The sequence below is a fragment of the Streptomyces sp. SPB162 genome (genome assembly GCF_029504575.1).
In the GTDB taxonomy this organism is placed as follows: Bacteria; Actinomycetota; Actinomycetes; order Streptomycetales; family Streptomycetaceae; genus Actinacidiphila.
Genome location: NZ_JAQFII010000001.1, coordinates 5,537,451 through 5,555,775 on the forward strand (window position 1 = coordinate 5,537,451; position 18,325 = coordinate 5,555,775).

Annotated in this window: 17 protein-coding genes; 16 read left to right on the top strand and 1 reads right to left on the bottom strand. The window is 71.4% G+C overall.

From position 1 onward, the window contains the following. Positions 1 to 10 precede the first annotated feature (10 nt). The 3 genes from M2266_RS25150 to M2266_RS25160 all read left to right on the top strand — a co-directional run bounded on the left by M2266_RS25150 (position 11) and on the right by M2266_RS25160 (position 3,331). Positions 11 to 1,084 (top strand): dipeptide ABC transporter ATP-binding protein, encoded by a 1,074-nt coding sequence (locus M2266_RS25150; protein ID WP_277440234.1) that lies wholly within the window; start codon positions 11 to 13, stop codon positions 1,082 to 1,084. A gap of 91 nt (positions 1,085 to 1,175) precedes the next feature. Further along, positions 1,176 to 2,594 carry a M1 family metallopeptidase gene (locus M2266_RS25155; protein ID WP_277440235.1) on the top strand — a complete coding sequence of 473 codons (1,419 nt, stop codon included), beginning with the start codon at positions 1,176 to 1,178 and terminating at the stop codon, positions 2,592 to 2,594. A gap of 59 nt (positions 2,595 to 2,653) precedes the next feature. Continuing rightward, a complete protein-coding gene (locus M2266_RS25160) occupies positions 2,654 to 3,331 on the top strand; it encodes a trimeric intracellular cation channel family protein (RefSeq protein ID WP_277440236.1) in 678 nt (225 codons plus the stop codon). A 24-nt stretch (positions 3,332 to 3,355) separates the two neighbouring features. On the opposite strand, the gene M2266_RS25165 is transcribed toward M2266_RS25160, so the two are convergent. After that, positions 3,356 to 4,099: an SDR family oxidoreductase gene (locus M2266_RS25165; RefSeq protein ID WP_277440237.1), complete on the bottom strand. Its 744-nt coding sequence runs from the start codon at positions 4,097 to 4,099 to the stop codon at positions 3,356 to 3,358. 137 nt (positions 4,100 to 4,236) lie between these two features. Here M2266_RS25165 and M2266_RS25170 point away from each other — a divergent pair, with 137 nt between their 5' ends. The 13 genes from M2266_RS25170 to gatB all read left to right on the top strand — a co-directional run bounded on the left by M2266_RS25170 (position 4,237) and on the right by gatB (position 18,170). Then, positions 4,237 to 5,100, top strand: coding sequence for a thioesterase family protein (locus M2266_RS25170; RefSeq protein WP_277440238.1), 864 nt, complete (start codon positions 4,237 to 4,239; stop codon positions 5,098 to 5,100). 34 nt (positions 5,101 to 5,134) lie between these two features. Further along, positions 5,135 to 6,301: a cysteine desulfurase family protein gene (locus M2266_RS25175; protein ID WP_277440239.1), complete on the top strand. Its 1,167-nt coding sequence runs from the start codon at positions 5,135 to 5,137 to the stop codon at positions 6,299 to 6,301. A 189-nt stretch (positions 6,302 to 6,490) separates the two neighbouring features. Beyond that, positions 6,491 to 7,489, top strand: coding sequence for a tRNA 2-thiouridine(34) synthase MnmA (gene mnmA, locus M2266_RS25180; RefSeq protein WP_346780930.1), 999 nt, complete (start codon positions 6,491 to 6,493; stop codon positions 7,487 to 7,489). Further along, positions 7,380 to 7,631: an aminomethyltransferase beta-barrel domain-containing protein gene (locus M2266_RS32455; protein ID WP_346780960.1), complete on the top strand. Its 252-nt coding sequence runs from the start codon at positions 7,380 to 7,382 to the stop codon at positions 7,629 to 7,631. Before mnmA ends, M2266_RS32455 begins: the two co-directional genes overlap by 110 nt. 32 nt (positions 7,632 to 7,663) lie before the next feature. Next, a complete protein-coding gene (locus M2266_RS25185) occupies positions 7,664 to 8,194 on the top strand; it encodes a TIGR00730 family Rossman fold protein (protein ID WP_277440240.1) in 531 nt (176 codons plus the stop codon). Beyond that, on the top strand, positions 8,191 to 8,880 hold the full coding sequence (locus tag M2266_RS25190) for an SDR family oxidoreductase (protein ID WP_277440241.1): 690 nt from the start codon (positions 8,191 to 8,193) through the stop codon (positions 8,878 to 8,880). The genes M2266_RS25185 and M2266_RS25190 overlap by 4 nt, the downstream gene beginning before the upstream one ends. A 52-nt stretch (positions 8,881 to 8,932) precedes the next feature. Continuing rightward, the gene (locus tag M2266_RS25195) at positions 8,933 to 9,943 is read left to right on the top strand and encodes a methionine synthase (protein ID WP_277440242.1); all 1,011 of its coding nucleotides are present in this window, start codon (positions 8,933 to 8,935) and stop codon (positions 9,941 to 9,943) included. Positions 9,944 to 9,960: 17 nt separating this feature from the next. Continuing rightward, a complete protein-coding gene (gene ligA, locus M2266_RS25200; RefSeq protein WP_277440243.1) occupies positions 9,961 to 12,123 on the top strand; it encodes an NAD-dependent DNA ligase LigA in 2,163 nt (720 codons plus the stop codon). Between the two features lie 220 nt (positions 12,124 to 12,343). Further along, positions 12,344 to 14,479 (top strand): bifunctional diguanylate cyclase/phosphodiesterase, encoded by a 2,136-nt coding sequence (locus M2266_RS25205; protein WP_277440244.1) that lies wholly within the window; start codon positions 12,344 to 12,346, stop codon positions 14,477 to 14,479. 139 nt (positions 14,480 to 14,618) lie between these two features. After that, entirely contained in the window at positions 14,619 to 14,915 is a 297-nt protein-coding gene (gene gatC, locus M2266_RS25210) for an Asp-tRNA(Asn)/Glu-tRNA(Gln) amidotransferase subunit GatC (RefSeq protein ID WP_138354932.1), read from the top strand. A 5-nt stretch (positions 14,916 to 14,920) separates the two neighbouring features. Continuing rightward, positions 14,921 to 16,414, top strand: coding sequence for an Asp-tRNA(Asn)/Glu-tRNA(Gln) amidotransferase subunit GatA (gene gatA, locus M2266_RS25215; RefSeq protein ID WP_277440245.1), 1,494 nt, complete (start codon positions 14,921 to 14,923; stop codon positions 16,412 to 16,414). Next, complete coding sequence (locus M2266_RS25220) at positions 16,411 to 16,650, top strand: hypothetical protein (RefSeq protein ID WP_277440246.1); 240 nt, start codon at positions 16,411 to 16,413, stop codon at positions 16,648 to 16,650. Before gatA ends, M2266_RS25220 begins: the two co-directional genes overlap by 4 nt. An 11-nt stretch (positions 16,651 to 16,661) precedes the next feature. Next, positions 16,662 to 18,170 (top strand): Asp-tRNA(Asn)/Glu-tRNA(Gln) amidotransferase subunit GatB, encoded by a 1,509-nt coding sequence (gatB, locus tag M2266_RS25225; RefSeq protein ID WP_277440247.1) that lies wholly within the window; start codon positions 16,662 to 16,664, stop codon positions 18,168 to 18,170. Positions 18,171 to 18,325 lie beyond the last annotated feature (155 nt).

Genomic DNA, 18,325 nt, shown 5'->3' on the forward strand with positions numbered 1-18,325 from the left:
GGACGACGACATGAGGATTCCGCGGCAGGCGAGCCCCGGCGCCGAGCCGCTGCTCAAAGTGACCGGTCTGGTGAAGCACTTCCCGATCACCCACGGCGTGCTGCGCCGGCAGGTCGGCGCGGTCCAGGCGGTGGACGGCATCGACTTCTCGGTGCTGCCCGGTGAGACGCTCGGCGTGGTCGGCGAGTCGGGCTGTGGCAAGTCCACCATGGGGCGGCTGGTCACGCGGCTGCTGGAGCCGACCGGCGGGAAGATCGAGTTCCAGGGCCGGGACATCACGCACCTCGGCACGTCGGGAATGCGGCCGATGCGCCGCGACATCCAGATGATCTTCCAGGATCCGTACTCCTCACTGAACCCCCGTCACACGGTCGGCACGATCGTCAGCGCTCCGTTCAAGCTGCAGGGGGTGAAGCCCGCGCAGGGTGTGAAGAAGGAGGTGCAGGGGCTCCTGGAGCTGGTCGGGCTCAACCCGGAGCACTACAACCGCTACCCGCACGAGTTCTCCGGCGGGCAGCGGCAGCGCATCGGGATCGCGCGGGCGCTCGCGCTCAAACCGAAGCTGGTCGTGGCGGACGAGCCGGTCTCGGCGCTGGACGTCTCCATCCAGGCGCAGGTGGTCAACCTGCTGGACGACCTGCAGAGCGAGCTCGGGCTGACGTACGTGATCATCGCGCACGACCTGTCCGTCATCCGGCACGTCTCGGACCGCATCGCGGTGATGTACCTCGGCAAGGTCGTCGAGGTCGCGGACCGCGAGGCGCTCTACGCGCGGCCGATGCACCCGTACACCACCGCGCTGCTGTCCGCGGTGCCGGTTCCGGACCCGAAGCGGCGTACCGCCCGGCAGCGGATCCTGCTCACCGGCGACGTGCCGTCGCCGATCAACCCGCCGTCCGGCTGCCGCTTCCACACCCGCTGCTGGAAGGCGACCGAGGTGTGCTCCGCGCAGGAGCCGCCGCTGATCGCGCTGGAGACGGGACACGAGGTGGCGTGCCACCACCCGGAGAACGCTCCGAAGGACGCACCGGGGGATGCTCCGAAGGACGCTCCGGACATCGGTAATCAGCCAACAGGCCTTTAGTGCATGACGACTTAGCGAAAAGTCATGGTCATGGCGAGGGGGGAGGGTGCAGAGTCGGCGCGTCACTGTTCGCGCTCGAAGGGCAGACCCCATGGCACCCTCCCGCCCGGCCCGACTCCTCGGCTCCGCACTCGCTGTCATCAGCGTGTCGGCCTGTCTGATCTCCGGCGCCCCACCGTCGGCCGCCGCGTCCCACCACCCCGCGCCCGGCGCCCCGGGCATCGGGGACCCGTACTTCCCGCAGCTCGGCAACGGCGGCTACGACGTCCAGCACTACGGGCTCGACGTCTCCTACGACCCGACCAGTGACCGGCTCGACGGCCGGACGGCCGTCACCGCGCGCGCCACCCGGAACCTCTCCACCTTCGACCTCGACCTGCAGCAGCTCACCGTCACCTCGGTCAGCGTGGACGGTAAACCGGCGCGGTTCACCCGCAGCGGCGACGAGATCGTCATCACCCCGCGCCACGCACTGCGCAAGGGGCAGGAGTTCACCACCACCGTCGTCTACGGCGGAGTGCCGGAGCCGCTCAGCGGCCCCATCGTCTTCGGCTCCAACTACGGCTGGATGAAGACCACCGACGGCGTCTTCGTCGCCTGCGAGCCGAACGCCGCCTCCACGTGGTTCCCCGGCAGCGACCACCCGTCCGACAAGGCCACCTTCGACATCCGGATCAGCGCCCCCAAGGGCCTCAAGGGCGTCTCCAACGGCGTGCTGACCTCCCAGTACGACAAGGGCTCGCGCACCATCTCCACCTGGCGCGAGTCCCGGCCGATGGCCACCTACCTCGCGACGGCCACCATTGGGAAGTTCGACGTCAAGACCGGGACCACGCCCGGCGGCATACCGATCTACGTCGCCACCGACCCGGTCCTCGCCAACGGCCCGGTGGACGTCTACGCCGTCACCGCGGAGGCCACCGACTACTGGTCCCAGGTCTTCGGCCGCTACCCCTTCGAGGAGACCGGCGCGATAGTCGACGACATGCCGGAGGCCGGCTTCTCACTGGAGGTGCAGTCCAAGCCCGCCTACTCCGCCGTCCGCAGCGAGGGCACGATCGTCCACGAACTGGCCCACCAGTGGTTCGGCGACTCGGTCAGCGTCGACCAGTGGAAGGACATCTGGCTCAACGAGGGCTTCGCGACCTACGCCCAGTGGCTGTGGACCGAGCACCGCGGGACCCGCTCCGCCCACGACGCGTTCCTCGCCGCGTACAACGCGCGCCCCGCCACCGCCGCCTTCTGGCAGATCGACGTCGCCGACCCACAGCGCGACACGATGTTCGCCGACGCCGTCTACACCCGCGGTGCGATGACGCTCGAGATGCTGCGCGAGCGGATCGGTGACCCGGCCTTCTTCAAGCTGCTCAAGACCTGGACCTCGCAGCACCGCTACGGCAACGCGCACACGGCCGAGTTCACCGCGCTCGCCGAGAAGGTCTCGGGGCAGCAGCTGGACGACCTCTTCGGCACCTGGCTCTCCACGAAGGGCAAGCCGACCCTGCCGTAGGAGAACGCCTCCAACCCTGCCGTCGGAGGACCCGGTCCCGCCGTAGGAGAACATATGGCGTGATCTCGGATCTCTTCTCCCCCTCCGTCCAGCACACGCTCGACATCGTCGGCATCTTCGTCTTCGCGATCTCGGGCGCGCTGGCCGCCGTCCGCAAGAACTACGACGTGTTCGGCATGGCCGTACTCGCCGAGGTGACCGCGCTGGGCGGAGGGATCCTCCGCGACCTGATGATCGGCGCGGTGCCGCCCGCCGCCTTCAGCGACCTCGGGTACTTCAGCACCCCGCTCTTCGCGACGGTGCTGGTGTTCTTCCTGCACCCCGAGGTCGAGCGGATCAACACCACCGTCAACGTCTTCGACGCCGCCGGGCTCGGCCTGTTCTGCGTCGCCGGCACCGTCAAGGCACACGACTACGGCCTCGGTCTGGTTCCGTCCGCCGCCCTGGGCCTCGCCACGGCGGCGGGCGGGGGTGTGCTGCGCGACCTCCTCGCCAACGAGGTGCCGTCCCTGCTCCGCTGGGACCGCGACCTGTACGCGGTGCCCGCCATGGCCGGCGCGATCATGGCGGCGCTGCTGATCAGGTTTGACGCGCTCAACGGCGTCACCAGCGGCGCCGCCGTCGTCAGCGCCTTCGTGCTGCGGCTGTGCGCCATGTACTTCGGCTGGCGCGCGCCCCGGGCCTGGCACCGCAGGAGCAGGGCGACGAGCGAGGAGGAGGCGGGGGAGGCGGTGTAGCGGTGGGGGACGGCGTAGGGGCGCCTACCGGCCCAGCGCCGCGCCACCGTTGATGTGCAGGATCTGGCCGGTGACGTACGCCGCCTCGGGGGAGGCGAGGTACCGGATGGCCGCCGCGATCTCGTTCGGGGTGCCGGGCTGCCCCGTCAGGGTCTGGGAGACCCGCGACGCGACGAAGTCGGGCGTCGCCCGGTCGCCGAAGAACTCGGTATCACCGACGAAGCCGGGTGCCACGGCGTTGGCCGTCACCCCGTCGGTGCCCAGCCGCTGCGCCAGCTCGAAGGTGTAGGCGTGCAGGGCCGCCTTGGCGCCGCCGTAGGAGCCGGGGCCGCGCAGCGCGGCGATCGAGGACAGGTGCACGATGCGTCCGCCCGGCCGCCGGAGCTGCGGCAGCAGCGCCTCGGTCAGCAGCACCGCGGTGAGCACGTTGGCCTCGAAGTTCCTGCGGTAGCCGGCCGCGATGCCCTCCAGCGTTCCGTCCGTGGCCGAGGCGACGTTTCCGCCCGCGTTGGTGACGATCACGTCGACCGGGCCGTCGCCCTCGATGAACCGCGCCGCCTCCCGGACCTGCTCCGGGTCGCCGAGGTCGGCGGCGGTCCAGCTGACCAGCCCCTCCCCGTGCGTGGCGTTGAGCTTGTCCGCCGTCTCCCGCAGCAGCTCGGCGCGCCGGCCGATGATGACGACCCGGTCGCCGTCGGCGGCGAACGCCTCCGCGGTCGCGAGCCCGATGCCTGTGCCGCCGCCGGACACCACTACACGTCGTCCCACTGTGCACTCCGTCATGTATATGAACCCGAGTCATGTACTTGGTTGGAAACTAGGGAGCGGGCCCATCTGTGTCAAGGGCGTTGCAGACAGGGGCCAGTTCTGGACAAGGCGGGGCTACTCGTGGGTAACATGCGGCCATGGCACATGCGACAGCTCAGGCGACCATCGGCGACAGCGAATTCGACCGGGACACGGCGGTCGTCCCGCGACCCGGCGAGCCGGGCGTCTACGACGCCGACCTCTCGGCGGGCTGGACCATCATCCAGGCCGTCAACGGCGGGTACCTGCTCGCCGTGATCGGCCGCGCCCTCCAGCAGGCGCTGCCGCACTCCGACCCCTTCACCGTCACCGCGCACTACCTCACCGCGTCCCAGCCGGGCCCCGCGACGGTCCGCACCGAGACCGTCCGCGCCGGGCGCACGCTCTCCACCGGCCAGGCGTCGCTCTTCCAGACCGACTCCGAGGGCCGCGAGGTCGAGCGGATGCGCGTCGTGGCGGCCTACGGCGACCTCGACGCGCTGCCGGACGATGTGCGCACGACCGCCGCCGTACCGCCGATACCGCCCTACGGGGAGTGCTTCGGCGCCGACGCGGCGCCCGCGGGCAGCACCGCCATCGACGGCTCGACCGCCATCATCCAGCGCCTCGACCTGCGGCTCGACCCCGCTACCGCCGGCTGGGCGATCGGCGCCCCCTCCGGCAAGGGCGACATGCGCGGCTGGCTCGGACTGGCCGACGGCCGCGACCACGACCCGCTCTCCCTGCTGCTCACGGTCGACGCCCTGCCGCCGACCGCCTTCGACCTCGGCATCAAGGGCTGGGTGCCGACCGTCGAGCTGACGGTGCACATCCGCTGCCGCCCCGCGCCGGGACCGCTGCGCGTCGCCATCACCACGCGCAACCTGGCCGGCGGCTTCCTGGAGGAGGACGCGCAGGTCTGGGACAGCGCGGACCGCCTGGTCGCGCAGTCCCGTCAGCTCGCTCGTGCCCTTCTGGCCTGACGCGGGCCCGTACGACCGTAGAATCGGCGTCATCATGGCCTACCTCGACCACGCCGCCACCACGCCGATGCTTCCGGAGGCGGTGCGGACGATGACCGCGCACCTGACGGTCGCCGGCAACGCCTCCTCGCTGCACGCACCCGGGCGGCGAGCCCGGAGAACCGTCGAGGAGTCCCGGGAATCGCTCGCCGAGGCGCTCGGCGCCCGCCCCAGTGAGATCGTCTTCACCGCCGGTGGGACCGAGTCCGACAACCTCGCCGTCAAGGGCCTGTACTGGGCGCGCCGGGCCGAGGACCCGCGTCGGGTCCGGGTGCTGGCCAGCCCCGTCGAACACCACGCGGTCCTGGACGCCGTCGACTGGCTCGTCGAGCACGAGGGCGCGCGCGTCGAGTGGCTGCCGGTCGACGCGAGCGGCCGGGTGCACGCGAACGCGCTGCGCGAGGCGATCGAACGCGACCCCGGAACCGTCGCCCTGGCGACCGTGATGTGGGCCAACAACGAGGTCGGCACGATCATGCCGGTGCGCGAGCTGGCCGCCGTCGCCCGCGAGCACGGCGTCCCGCTGCACGCGGACGCGGTGCAGGCGTTCGGCCAGATCGAGGTCGACTTCGCGGCCTCCGGCCTCGACGCCATGACCGTGACCGGCCACAAGGTCGGCGGCCCCTACGGCATCGGCGCGCTCGTGCTGCGCCGCGAGCACACCCCTGTCCCGCTGCTGCACGGCGGCGGCCAGGAGCGCAGCCGCTCCGGCACGCTGGACGTCCCCGCCATCGCCGCCTTCGCGACGGCCGGAACGCTGGCCGCCGAGCGGCACGAGCGGTTCGCCCACGAGGTCGGCGCGCTCCGCGACGATCTGGTGAGGAAGGTCATCGCGGCCGTCCCGGAGGCCGTGCTCAACGGCGACCCGGCGCCGGCCGGCCGGCTGCCCGCCAACGCGCACTTCTCGTTCCCCGGCTGCGAGGGCGACTCCCTACTCCTCCTCCTCGACGCCCAGGGCATCGCCTGTTCCACCGGCTCCGCCTGCACGGCGGGCGTCGCCCAGCCCAGCCACGTCCTCATCGCGATGGGCCACCCCGCCGACCGCGCCCGCGGCTCACTGCGCTTCTCCCTGGGCCACACCACGACCCAGAACGAGATCGACGCCCTGGCAGCGGCGATCGGCCCAGTGGTGGACCGCGCCCGCAAAGCCGGCCTGAGCTAAGGGCTGTCCCGTGATCCCTGGTGGATCAGCGCGCTCACGGGCGAACGGCGCCCCTTTCGCAACCCGCCCCAGAGCACTAGCCGGATCACCTCGCCGCGGGCAGATCGGGAGCGGTGGAGGGCACGCTCACGTCCCGCGCGTGGAAACCCGTCGAACCTCGCCGGAGGCGCGTCGTACTCTGGAGGGGTTATGACTGACTCTCCCCGCGACGCTCGTCGCCTGCGCGTTCTGGCCGCCATGAGCGGCGGCGTCGACTCCGCGGTCGCCGCGGCCCGCGCCGTCGAGGCCGGCCACGACGTCACCGGTGTCCATCTGGCCCTCTCGGCGAACCCGAAGTCCTTCCGGACGGGCGCCCGCGGCTGCTGCACGGTGGAGGACTCCCGTGACGCCCGGCGCGCGGCCGACGTCATCGGCATCCCGTTCTACGTGTGGGACCTGGCGGACCGCTTCCGTGAGGACGTCGTCGACGACTTCGTCGCGGAGTACGCGGCCGGCCGCACGCCCAACCCCTGCCTGCGCTGCAACGAGAAGATCAAGTTCGCGGCGCTGCTGGACAAGGCCATCGCGCTGGGCTTCGACGCCGTCTGCACCGGTCACTACGCGACCGTCGTGGTCAACGACGACGGCACCCGTGAGCTGCACCGCGCCTCGGACGCCGCGAAGGACCAGAGCTACGTGCTCGGCGTGCTCGACGAGCGCCAGCTCGCCCACGCGATGTTCCCGCTCGGCGACACCCTCACCACCAAGGACGAGATCCGTGCCGAGGCCGAGCGCCGCGACCTCGCCGTCGCCAAGAAGCCGGACAGCCACGACATCTGCTTCATCGCCGACGGCGACACCCAGGGCTTCCTCGCCAAGCACCTCGGCAGCGCCGAGGGCGAGATCCTGGACGAGGACGGCGCCACCCTCGGCACCCACAGCGGAGCGTTCGGCTTCACCATCGGGCAGCGCAAGGGCCTGCGCATCGGCACCCCCGCCGACGACGGCAAGCCGCGCTACGTCCTGGACATCTCGCCGGTGAACAACACCGTCACCGTCGGCCCCAGTCGAGGCGCTCGACGTCACCGCGCTCACCGCCATCAGGCCCCGCTGGTGCGGCACCCCGCCCACCGGCCGCGCCACGTACACCGCGCAGCTGCGCGCCCACGGCGAGGACGTCCCCGTCACCGCCGAGCTGGTCGACGGTGAGCTGCTGGTCGACTTCGACGGCGAGCCGGTCCGGGGCATCGCACCGGGTCAGGCCGTGGTGCTCTACGACGGCACCCGCGTCGTCGGCTCCGCGACCATCGCCACCACACAGCGCGCCCGCGCGGACGCCGCCCGCGCCTGAACCCGCGCGAGCCGCCTCGTAGGGTGGCGGCCATGAACATCTGTGTTTTCATGTCCGCCGCCGACCTCGACGAGCGCTACACCGTACCGGCCCGCGAGTTCGCCGGGCTGATCGGCAGCGGTGGCCACACCCTGGTGTGGGGCGGGTCGGAGTCCGGCCTCATGAAGGTCGTCGCGGACGGCGTGCAGGAGGCGGGCGGCCGGCTGGTCGGCGTCTCCGTGGAGTTCCTGCACAAGCTGGCGCGCGAGAACGCCGACGAGATGGTGATCACCACGGACCTCGCGGAGCGCAAGGCGCAGCTGCTGCTGCGCTCGGACGCGATCGTCATCATGGTCGGCGGCACGGGCACCCTGGACGAGGCGACCGAGATCCTCGAGCTGAAGAAGCACGGCCTGCACGCCAAGCCGGTCGTGCTGCTGAACGCGGCCGGATTCTACGACGGCCTCAAACTGCAGTTGCAGCGAATGGACGCCGAAGGCTTCCTGCCGCTGCCCCTGAGCGACCTGGTCTTCTTCGCCGAGGACGGCGCCGAGGCCATGGCATACCTGGAGGAGAACGCGTGAGCACGCATCTGATCACTGGCGCCGGTTCCGGCATCGGCGCCGCCGTCGCCCGGCGGCTGCTGGACCGCGGCGACGAGGTGCTGCTCCTGGCGCGGGACGCCGGACGGGCCAAGGAACTGGCGGCGCGCTTCGAAGGCGCCCGCACCCTGGTCGGCGACCTGGCGGACCCGGCGCGTCTGTCGTGGGCCTTCGCCCACCAGCCGATGCCGGACCGGCTCGACTCGCTGCTGCACATCGCGGGCGTCGTCGAGCTCGGCGGGATCGGGGAGCTGACCGCGAAGGTCTGGCAGCAGACGCTCGCCGTCAACCTGATCGCACCGGCCGAGCTGACCCGGCTGGTCCTGCCCCAGCTGCGGATGTCGCAGGGCCACGTGGTCTTCGTGAACTCCGGGGCCGGGCTCGCCGCGCACGCGAACTGGGGGGTGTACGCGGCGAGCAAGCACGGCCTGAAGGCGGTGGCGGACTCGCTGCGACAGGAGGAGCACGGGAACGGCGTACGGGTGACGAGCGTGTACCCGGGCCGCACCGCCACCCCGATGCAGGAGAAGGTGCACCACCAGGAGGGCGCGGAGTACGACGCGTCGCGCTGGATCGACCCGGAGTCGGTGGCGACCGCGATCCTCACGGCGATCGACCTGCCGCGCGACGCGGAGATCAACGACCTGACGATCCGCCCGGGGCGCTGAACCCCGCTGTGGGGTGGGAATCCGCGGGCAGCGCGTCTCGTACGCTTCGCGTGTGAGTACGGATACGAAGTTCACGCTGCCCGCCGGTGCCGCCACCGGCGTCGGGTCGATGCCCGGAGGGGATGCGCGGGAGGCCGCGCGGATCGCCACCGAGGCGGTGGGAGCGCTGCCGTTCCTTCCGGAGCTGCCCGCGCGGGGGCCCGGTGCGGACATGATCGGGCGCTCGCTCGGTCTGCTGGTCGACCTGTACGCCAGGGTGGAGCCCAGCGGATGGCGGTTCGGGGACCGGCCGGGGCGGGACAGCCGGCGGGCCGTGGCCTGGCTGGGGGAGGACCTGGACGCACTGGAGGAGTTCACCCAGGGGTTCCAGGGGCCGCTCAAGGTGCAGGCCGTCGGGCCGTGGACGCTGTCCGCTTCCGTCGAGCGGCCCAACGGCGAGGCCGCCCTCGGGGACCCCGGCGCCGTCCGGGACCTGGCCGGCTCGCTCACCGAGGGGCTGCGGCTGCACCTGGCGGACCTACGCCGCCGGGTGCCCGGCGGCGAGCTGGTGCTGCAGCTGGACGAACCGTCGCTGACGGCCGTGCTGCGCGGGCAGGTGCGGACGGCGAGCGGGTATCGGACGTACCGGGCCCCCGACCGCCAGGTCGTCGAGGACACGATCCGCGGCCTGATCGAGGCCGCCGGCGTGCCGGTGGTCGTGCACTCGTGCGCGCCGGACGTCCCGTTCCGGATGCTGCGGCGGGCCGGGGTCTCGGGTGTCTCGTTCGATTTCTCCTTGTTGACGGAGAGTGAGTGGGACGCGTTCGGCGAGGCGGTCGAGGGCGGCACGGCGCTGTTCGCCGGTGTCGTGCCCGGCACGGACACCGGATTGTCGGACCCTGCCGGTAGCGTGAGTGGTGTTCGGGCGCTGTGGCGCAGGCTGGGGCTGGATCCGGGGGCGCTGGGCACCTCTCTGGCCGTCACCCCCTCCTGCGGTCTGGCGGGGGCCTCGCCGGCCTATGCCCGTGCCGCTCTGGTGCACTGCGCCAAGGCGGCACGATCGCTCGTCGACAACCCTGAGTGAGGAAGGACAGGACCGCCGTGGACATTCCTGCCGAAGTGCGCGAACAGCACGCTCAGTTGGCCGAGCAGGTCGAGGAGCACCGCTTCCGCTACTACGTCAATGACGCGCCGGTCGTCAGCGACGCCGACTTCGACCAGCTGCTGCGGCGGCTGGAGGCGATCGAGGAGGAGCATCCGGGGCTGCGCACCCCGGACTCGCCCACCCAGAAGGTGGCGGGGGCGTACCAGACGGACTTCGCCTCGGTGAAGCACCGCGAGCGGCTGCTGTCGCTGGACAACGCGTTCGCCGACGAGGAGCTGTCGGCCTGGGCCGACCGGGTCGCCGCCGAGCTGCAGGGCATCGCGTACCACTTCCTGTGCGAGCTGAAGGTGGACGGCCTCGCCGTCAACCTCACCTACGAGCACGGCCGGTTGACCCGCGCCGCGACCCGCGGCGACGGCCGGACCGGCGAGGACATCACGCCGAACGTCCGCACCATCTCCGACATCCCGGACCGGCTCACCGGGGACCGGATCCCGGAGCTCGTGGAGATCCGCGGCGAGGTCTACTTCCCCGGCGAGAAGTTCGAGGCGCTCAACGCGCGCCTGGTGGAGTCCGGCGACAAGCCGTTCGCCAACCCGCGCAACGCCGCCGCCGGCAGCCTGCGGCAGAAGGACCCCCGGGTCACCGCCTCCAGGCCGCTGCACATGGTGGTGCACGGCATCGGCGCCCGCGAGGGCTTCGACATCGACTGCCAGTCGCACGCCTACGAGCTGCTGCACGAATGGGGCCTGCCGACCGCGACGCACAACAAGGTCGTCGGCTCGCTCGACGAGGTGCGGGAGTTCATCGCCTACTTCGGCGAGCACCGGCACGACGCGGTGGAGCACGAGATCGACGGCGTCGTCGTCAAGGTGGACGAGATCCCGCTGCAGGGCCGGCTCGGGTCGACGTCCCGGGCGCCGCGGTGGGCGATCGCCTGGAAGTACGCGCCCGAGGAGGTCAACACCAAGCTCCTGGACATCCGGGTGGGCGTCGGGCGTACGGGCCGTGTCACTCCGTACGCGGTGGTCGAGCCGGTCACCGTCGCGGGCTCCGAGGTCGAGTTCGCGACCCTGCACAACCAGGCGGTCGTGAAGGCCAAGGGCGTCTTCATCGGCGACACGGTGGTGCTGCGCAAGGCCGGCGACGTCATCCCGGAGATCCTCGGCCCGGTGGTGGATCTGCGGGACGGCAGCGAGCGCGAGTTCGAGATGCCGTCCGAGTGCCCTGACTGCGGTACGGCGCTGCAGCCGATGAAGGAGGGGGACATCGACCTGCGGTGCCCCAACGCCCGGTACTGCCCGGCGCAGTTGCGCGAGCGGATCTTCTACCTGGTAGGCCGCAAGTGCCTGGACATCGAGAACTTCGGGTACGTGGCGTCCGCCGCCCTCACCCAGCCGCTGGAGCCGGCGGAGCCGCCCCTGAGGAACGAGGGCGATCTGTTCGACCTGAAGATCGAGGAGTTGCTGCCGATCCGGTCGTACGTCATGGACCAGAACACCGGTCTGCCCAAACGGGATCCGGAGACCGGTGAGGAGAAGATCGTCACCTTCTTCGCCAACCAGGAGGGCGAGCCGAAGAAGAACGCGCTGGCCATGCTGGAGAACATCGCCGCGGCCAAGGAGCGGCCGCTCGCGCGGATCCTCACCGGGCTGTCGATCCGGCACGTCGGCCCCGTCGCGGCCGAGGCGCTGGCCAGGGAGTTCCGGGACCTGGACCGCATCAAGGACGCCGAGGAGGCGGAACTGGCGGCGGTGGACGGGGTCGGCGGGACCATCGCCGCGTCGGTCAAGCAGTGGTTCGCCGAGGACTGGCACCTGGAGATCATCGAGAAGTGGCGCGCCGCCGGGGTGAAGTTCACCGAGGAGGGCTCGGACGAGGGCCCGCGCCCGCTCGAAGGCCTCACCGTCGTCGTGACCGGCACCCTCGCCGGCCACACGAGGGACGGCGCGAAGGAGGCGCTGACCTCGTTGGGGGCGAAGGTCGCCGGGTCGGTCTCCAAGAAGACGTCCTTCGTGGTGGTGGGGGAGAACCCCGGCTCGAAGTACGACAAGGCCGTCCAGCTCAAGGTCCCGGTCCTCGACGAACCGGGCTTCGCGGTGTTGTTGACGGAGGGTCCGGAAGCCGCCAGAGGGGCTGCGGTCAACCCGGACGAATAACCGGACGCCCATCACCCGTTCGGCCTATATCCACACCTTCCGGGTGCACGGATCCCATTCGGGCAACCACCGTCGATCGGTGCCCGGCGCAGCCTTCTGCGGCCTACTGTTGAGAGGCGCGCTGGAAGGGCATGAACCTTCCAGCAACCTTTACGGGTTTCCGCCGTGGGCACGGTCGCGGTGGACCCAGGTGTCGCACCAGGTTGCGAGAGGGACGGGAATGGAACCGACGGAGGGCGCCGCACCGGCGCAGCGGCTGCGTTGGCCGGCCGCGCCGGTACTCCCCTCGGCGGTCTTACGCACCGCGGTGGTGACCGTCGCGGGACTCGCGCTGGCGGCCGGCGTGGTGGAGGCCGTCCATGAGGGCCGGGCACTCTTCCCCGGCGGCACGGTCGGCTGGGCGTTCGCCGTCCTCACCGGCATCATCGTCGGCCACCTCGTGGCGATGGGCCGCGACCGCTGGTGGGGCGGGACCGGCTCCGGCGCGGCGCTCACCCTGGCGATGCTGCTGCTCTACGGTTGGATGCCGTCGGTGCTGGTCAGCCTGGCCGTCGTGGTGCTGGTCGGTGCCGCGCGCCGGCACCGGTGGCGGCAGGCGCTGCTGCACGGCGCCGTGGACATACTGGGCGTCGGCACGGCCTCGCTGACCCTCGCCTGCTTCAGCGTGCACCCCTCCGTGGCCACCCCCTGGCACCCCGAGGACTGGGGTCTGGCGGCCGGTCCCGCGCTCGTCGTCACCGCTCTGGCCTATCTGACCGCCACGCGTGCGCTGCTCTGGTTCGCGGTCGCCCCGCGCGGCGGCGGTCTGCCGACGGTGGCCCGCACCGCGCTGATGCGCCAGGGCATGGTGGGCGTCGCCCTGCTGGGACTCTCCCCGCTGATCCTGGTCGTCGGCTGTGACATGCCGGTCCTGCTCCCGCTGTTCGCCGTCCCGCTCATCGCCCTGGACTCGACGCTGTGGATCGCGCACGCCCGCGCCGAGGAGCAGTTGCGCGACCCGCTGACCGGGCTGCCCAACCGCCAGTGGCTGCTGGAACGGGCGTGGATCGCGCTGGACGACGCGGAGCGCAAGGGCGAACGCACCGCGCTGATCCTCATCGACCTCGACAAGTTCCGGTCGGTCAACGACACCCTCGGGCACCTGGCGGGCGACCGGCTGCTGCTCCAGGTCGCCGACCGGCTGCGGCTCGCGCTGCCGCGTGGCGCCGAGGCGGCCCGGCTGGGCGGCGACGAGTTCGCCGTCCTGCTGCCCTGCTGCGACTCCCCGACCCGCGCCCAGCGCATCGCCCGCGCCCTGGTGGCGGCCCTCGGCTCACCGCTGAGCCTGGACGGGCTGACCCTGGTGCTGGAGGCCAGCGCCGGCGTCGCCGTCTTCCCCGACCACGCGGTGGACGCCGAAGGACTGCTGCGCCGCGCCGACGTGGCGATGTACCAGGCCAAGCGCGACCGCAGCGGCGTCGAGGTCTACGAGGCGACCCGCGACGGCAACACCCCGGACCGGCTCGGCCTGTTGGGCGACCTGCGCCGGGCGCTGGACACGGGCGACGTCGAGCTGCACTACCAGCCGAAGGTCTGCTTCGACGGGAAGATCGCCGGTCTGGAGGCGCTGGTGCGCTGGGAGCACCCGCAGCGCGGCCGGGTCAATCCCGAGGAGTTCATCGCCATGGCGGAGACCTCCGGGCTGATGCCCCAGCTGACGGAGTACGTGCTGGAGACGGCGCTGGGCCAGGTGGCCCGCTGGCGCAAGATGGGTCTGGACGTACCCGTCGCGGTGAATGTCTCGCCGCGCGATGTGCACAGCCCCGGCTTCGCGGGCGCGGTCGCCGCCCGGCTGGCCCGGCACGGCGTCCCGCCCGGCTCGCTGCAACTGGAGATAACCGAGCACGTCCTGCTGGAGGACCCGCAGCGGGCCGCCGACACCATGGCCGGGCTCACCATGCACGGGGTGAAGATGTCGCTCGACGACTTCGGCACCGGCTACTCCTCCCTGGTCCACCTGCGCAAACTGCCGGTCAGCGAGTTGAAGATCGACCGCTCGTTCGTGGCCCGGCTGGTCCTCGACAACGAGGACGCCGAAATCGTCCGCTGCACCGTCGACCTCGCACATTCCCTCGGGCTGCTCGTCGTCGCCGAGGGCGTGGAGGACGACGAGACCTGGGAGCGGCTGCGGGACCTGGGCTGCGACGCCGTCCAGGGCTGGCTGGTCGCCGCCGCGATGCCGCCCGACGAGGCCACCGCCTGGCTGCGCGCCCGCGAGCACGGCTGGCGGCGCCCCAACGCGCTGGAGCGCGAGCCGGAACCGGAGCACGCACCGGTGGCGGACGCGGACCAGCCCTCCGGGCAGGCCGTGACGTAGTACGGGCCCGTCAGAGCCCGCCCACCGCCGCCGCCGCGCCGCGTCGGCCGCCCCCGGTGGTAACCGTTTCGTCGCCAGGGGGTCCGCCCCCATAGGATTGGCCGCGAAACCATCGAACTCACCCCCAGAGGATCGCTGCATGCCTGGCATCACACGCGAGGAGGTCGCCCACCTCGGCCGGCTGTCGCGTCTTGAGCTGAAGGACGAAGAGCTCGACCACTTCGCCGAGCAGCTCGACGTGATCATCGGCGCGGTCGCCCGCGTATCCGAGGTGGCCGGCGAGGACGTCCCCCCGACCTCCCACGCGCTGCCGCTGACCAATGTCATGCGCCCGGACGAGGTCCGGCCGTCGCTGACCGCGGCCGAGGCGCTCTCCGGCGCCCCGGCGCAGGAGCAGCAGCGCTTCAAGGTGCCGCAGATCCTGGGGGAGGACTAATCACCATGACCGACCTGACCCGGCTCACCGCGGCCGAGACCGCGGCCGCCATCGCCACCGGCGAGGCTTCCGCCGTCGACGTCGCCCAGGCCCACCTGGACCGCATCGGCGCCGTCGACGAGAAGGTGCACGCCTTCCTGCACGTCGACACCGAGGGCGCGCTCGACGCCGCCCGCGCGGTCGACGAGCGGCGCGCCAAGGGCGAGAAGCTCGGCCCGCTGGCCGGCGTCCCGCTCGCGCTGAAGGACATCTTCACCACGAAGGGGATCCCGACCACCGTCGGCTCCAAGATCCTCGAAGGCTGGATCCCCCCGTACGACGCGACGGTGACCAAGCGCCTCAAGGACGCCGGCATCGTCATCCTCGGCAAGACCAACATGGACGAGTTCGCCATGGGGTCCTCGACCGAGAACAGCGCCTACGGGCCGACCGGCAACCCGTGGGACCTCACCCGGATCCCCGGCGGCTCCGGCGGCGGCTCGTCCGCGGCGCTCGCCAGCTACCAGGCGCCGCTCGCGATCGGCACCGACACCGGTGGCTCGATCCGCCAGCCCGCGGCCGTCACCGGCACGGTCGGCGTCAAGCCGACCTACGGCGGCGTCTCCCGCTACGGCATGGTCGCGTTCTCGTCCTCCCTCGACCAGGGCGGGCCCTGCGCCCGTACGGTCCTGGACGCGGCGCTGCTGCACGAGGCGATCGCCGGCTACGACCCGCTGGACTCGACGTCCATCGACGCACCGGTCCCGTCCGTCGTCGAGGCGGCCCGCAACGGCAACGTGCAGGGCATGCGGATCGGCGTCGTCAAGGAGTTCGGCGGCGAGGGCTACCAGGCCGGCGTCATGCAGCGCTTCAACGAGTCCGTGGAGCTGCTGCGCGAGCTGGGCGCCGAGATCGTGGAGATCTCCTGCCCGTCGTTCAAGCTGGCGCTGCCCGCGTACTACCTGATCGCGCCCTCCGAGGCCTCGTCCAACCTGGCCCGCTTCGACGCCATGCGTTACGGCCTGCGGGTCGGCGACGACGGCACGAAGTCCGCCGAGGAGGTCACCGCGCTCACCCGCGAGGCCGGCTTCGGCGACGAGGTCAAGCGCCGCATCATCCTCGGCACGTACGCGCTCAGCTCCGGCTACTACGACGCGTACTACGGCTCGGCGCAGAAGGTCCGCACGCTGATCTCGCGCGACTTCGAGGCCGCCTTCGGCACGGTCGACGTGCTGGTCTCGCCGACCACCCCGACCACCGCGTTCCCCATCGGTGAGCGCGCGGACGACCCCATGGCGATGTACCTCGCCGACCTGTGCACCATCCCGTCCAACCTGGCGGGCAACGCGGCGATGTCGATCCCGTGCGGCCTGGCCCCCGAGGACGGACTTCCGGTCGGGCTGCAGATCATCGCCCCGGCCATGGCCGACGACCGGCTCTACCGGGTCGGTGCCGCGGTCGAGGCCGCGCTCACCGGACGATGGGGCCACCCGCTGCTTGAGGAGGCACCCGCGCTGTGAGCACGTTGAAGAAGGCCAAGGGCTTCAAGAAGAGCAAGCTCGGCTTGTACGTCTCGATCGGCACCACGATCTTCGGCGCCGTGAGCACCATGAAGCAGGCGCGCAACGCCAGGGGCGACAACGACCGGCTGATGCTGGCCGACGCCGTGATCAGCGCCGCCGCTATCGCCACCGGCCTGGCGCTGCTCGTCCGCGAGCTGCGCAGCCTCGCCGACGACGACGTCCTGGCGGACTGAGAGGTATAGGAATGACCGTCACGGACCTGGAGTCCTACGAGGACGCCCTGTCGGTGTACGACCCGGTGATGGGCCTTGAGGTCCACGTCGAGCTCGGCACCAAGACCAAGATGTTCTGCGGCTGCTCGACCACCCTCGGTGCCGAGCCCAACTCCCAGACGTGCCCGACCTGTCTGGGCCTGCCCGGCTCGCTCCCGGTCGTGAACGCGATCGGCATCGAGTCGGCCATCAAGATCGGTCTCGCGCTGAACTGCGAGATCGCGACCTGGTGCCGCTTCGCGCGGAAGAACTACTTTTACCCGGACATGCCGAAGAACTTCCAGACCTCGCAGTACGACGAGCCGATCGCCTTCAACGGCTATCTGGACGTCGCGCTGGAGGACGGCGAGACCTTCCGCGTCGAGATCGAGCGCGCCCACATGGAGGAGGACACCGGCAAGTCCCTCCACGTCGGTGGCGCGACGGGCCGTATCCACGGCGCCTCGCACTCGCTGCTCGACTACAACCGGGCCGGTATCCCGCTCATCGAGATCGTCACCAAGCCGATCGAGGGCGCGGGGTCGCGCGCTCCCGAGGTCGCCAAGGCGTACGTCGCCGAGCTGCGCGAGCTCATCAAGGCGCTGGACGTGTCCGAGGCGCGCATGGAGCAGGGCCAGATGCGCTGCGACGTGAACCTGTCGCTGCGCCCGCACGGCCGTGAGGCGTTCGGCACCCGCTCGGAGACGAAGAACGTCAACTCGCTCCGTTCGGTCGAGCGCGCCGCGCGCTACGAGATCATGCGGCACGCGGCGGTGCTCAACTCCGGCGGCACGATCGTGCAGGAGACCCGGCACTTCCACGAGGAGGACGGCTCCACGACGGCCGGCCGCATCAAGGACAACGCCGAGGACTACCGGTACTTCCCGGAGCCCGACCTCGTCCCGATCGCCCCGGCCCGCGAGTGGGTCGAGGAGCTGCGGGCCGGTCTTCCCGAGCTGCCCCGGGTCCGCCGGGACCGGCTCAAGACCGAGTGGGGCATCTCCGACCACGAGATGCAGTCGGTCCTCAACGCGGGCGCGATCGACCTGATCACCGCGACGATCGACGAGGGCGCACCGGCCGACCAGGCCCGCAAGTGGTGGATGGGCGAGCTGGCCCGTGCCTCGAACGAGACGGGCAAGGAGCTGGCCGACCTCGGTGTCTCGCCGGCGCAGGTCGCCCGGGTGACGGCATTGGTCGCCGAGGGCTCGCTCAACGACAAGCTGGCCCGCCAGGTCCTCGAAGGCGTCCTCGCGGGTGAGGGCGGTCCCGACGAGGTCGTGGAGAAGCGCGGTCTGAAGGTCGTCTCCGACGAGGGCGCGCTGGGCGCGGCCGTGGACGAGGCGATCGCGGCCAACGCGGCCGTCGCCGACAAGATCCGCGGCGGCAACCTCGCGGCGGCCGGCGCCCTGATCGGCGCGGTCATGAAGCTGACCCGCGGCCAGGCGGACGCCAAGCGCGTCCGGGAGCTGGTGCTGGAGAAGCTCGGCGTGCAGGGCTGACCGCACGGTCGACGTTCTGCGCACGCGGTGGAAGGGCGGTCCCGGAAGGGGCCGCCCTTTCGTTGTGAGTAAGCGCACGAAACACCCAAAGGATCATTTGTCGCTGTAAGAGTGGACGGCTGTACCTGAAGTGTTCTTTGAGGGCCATTCCCTGA

What these genes read in the sequence shown, in the direction of transcription:
- M2266_RS25170 (WP_277440238.1), top strand. Translation starts at nt 4,237, where the DNA reads ATGGCACATGCGACAGCTCAGGCGACCATCGGCGACAGCGAATTCGAC.
- mnmA (WP_346780930.1), top strand. Translation starts at nt 6,491, where the DNA reads ATGACTGACTCTCCCCGCGACGCTCGTCGCCTGCGCGTTCTGGCCGCC.
- M2266_RS25205 (WP_277440244.1), top strand. Translation starts at nt 12,344, where the DNA reads ATGGAACCGACGGAGGGCGCCGCACCGGCGCAGCGGCTGCGTTGGCCG.
- M2266_RS25175 (WP_277440239.1), top strand. Translation starts at nt 5,135, where the DNA reads ATGGCCTACCTCGACCACGCCGCCACCACGCCGATGCTTCCGGAGGCG.
- M2266_RS25185 (WP_277440240.1), top strand. Translation starts at nt 7,664, where the DNA reads ATGAACATCTGTGTTTTCATGTCCGCCGCCGACCTCGACGAGCGCTAC.
- gatA (WP_277440245.1), top strand. Translation starts at nt 14,921, where the DNA reads ATGACCGACCTGACCCGGCTCACCGCGGCCGAGACCGCGGCCGCCATC.
- gatC (WP_138354932.1), top strand. Translation starts at nt 14,619, where the DNA reads ATGCCTGGCATCACACGCGAGGAGGTCGCCCACCTCGGCCGGCTGTCG.
- M2266_RS25150 (WP_277440234.1), top strand. Translation starts at nt 11, where the DNA reads ATGAGGATTCCGCGGCAGGCGAGCCCCGGCGCCGAGCCGCTGCTCAAA.
- M2266_RS25155 (WP_277440235.1), top strand. Translation starts at nt 1,176, where the DNA reads ATGGCACCCTCCCGCCCGGCCCGACTCCTCGGCTCCGCACTCGCTGTC.
- gatB (WP_277440247.1), top strand. Translation starts at nt 16,662, where the DNA reads ATGACCGTCACGGACCTGGAGTCCTACGAGGACGCCCTGTCGGTGTAC.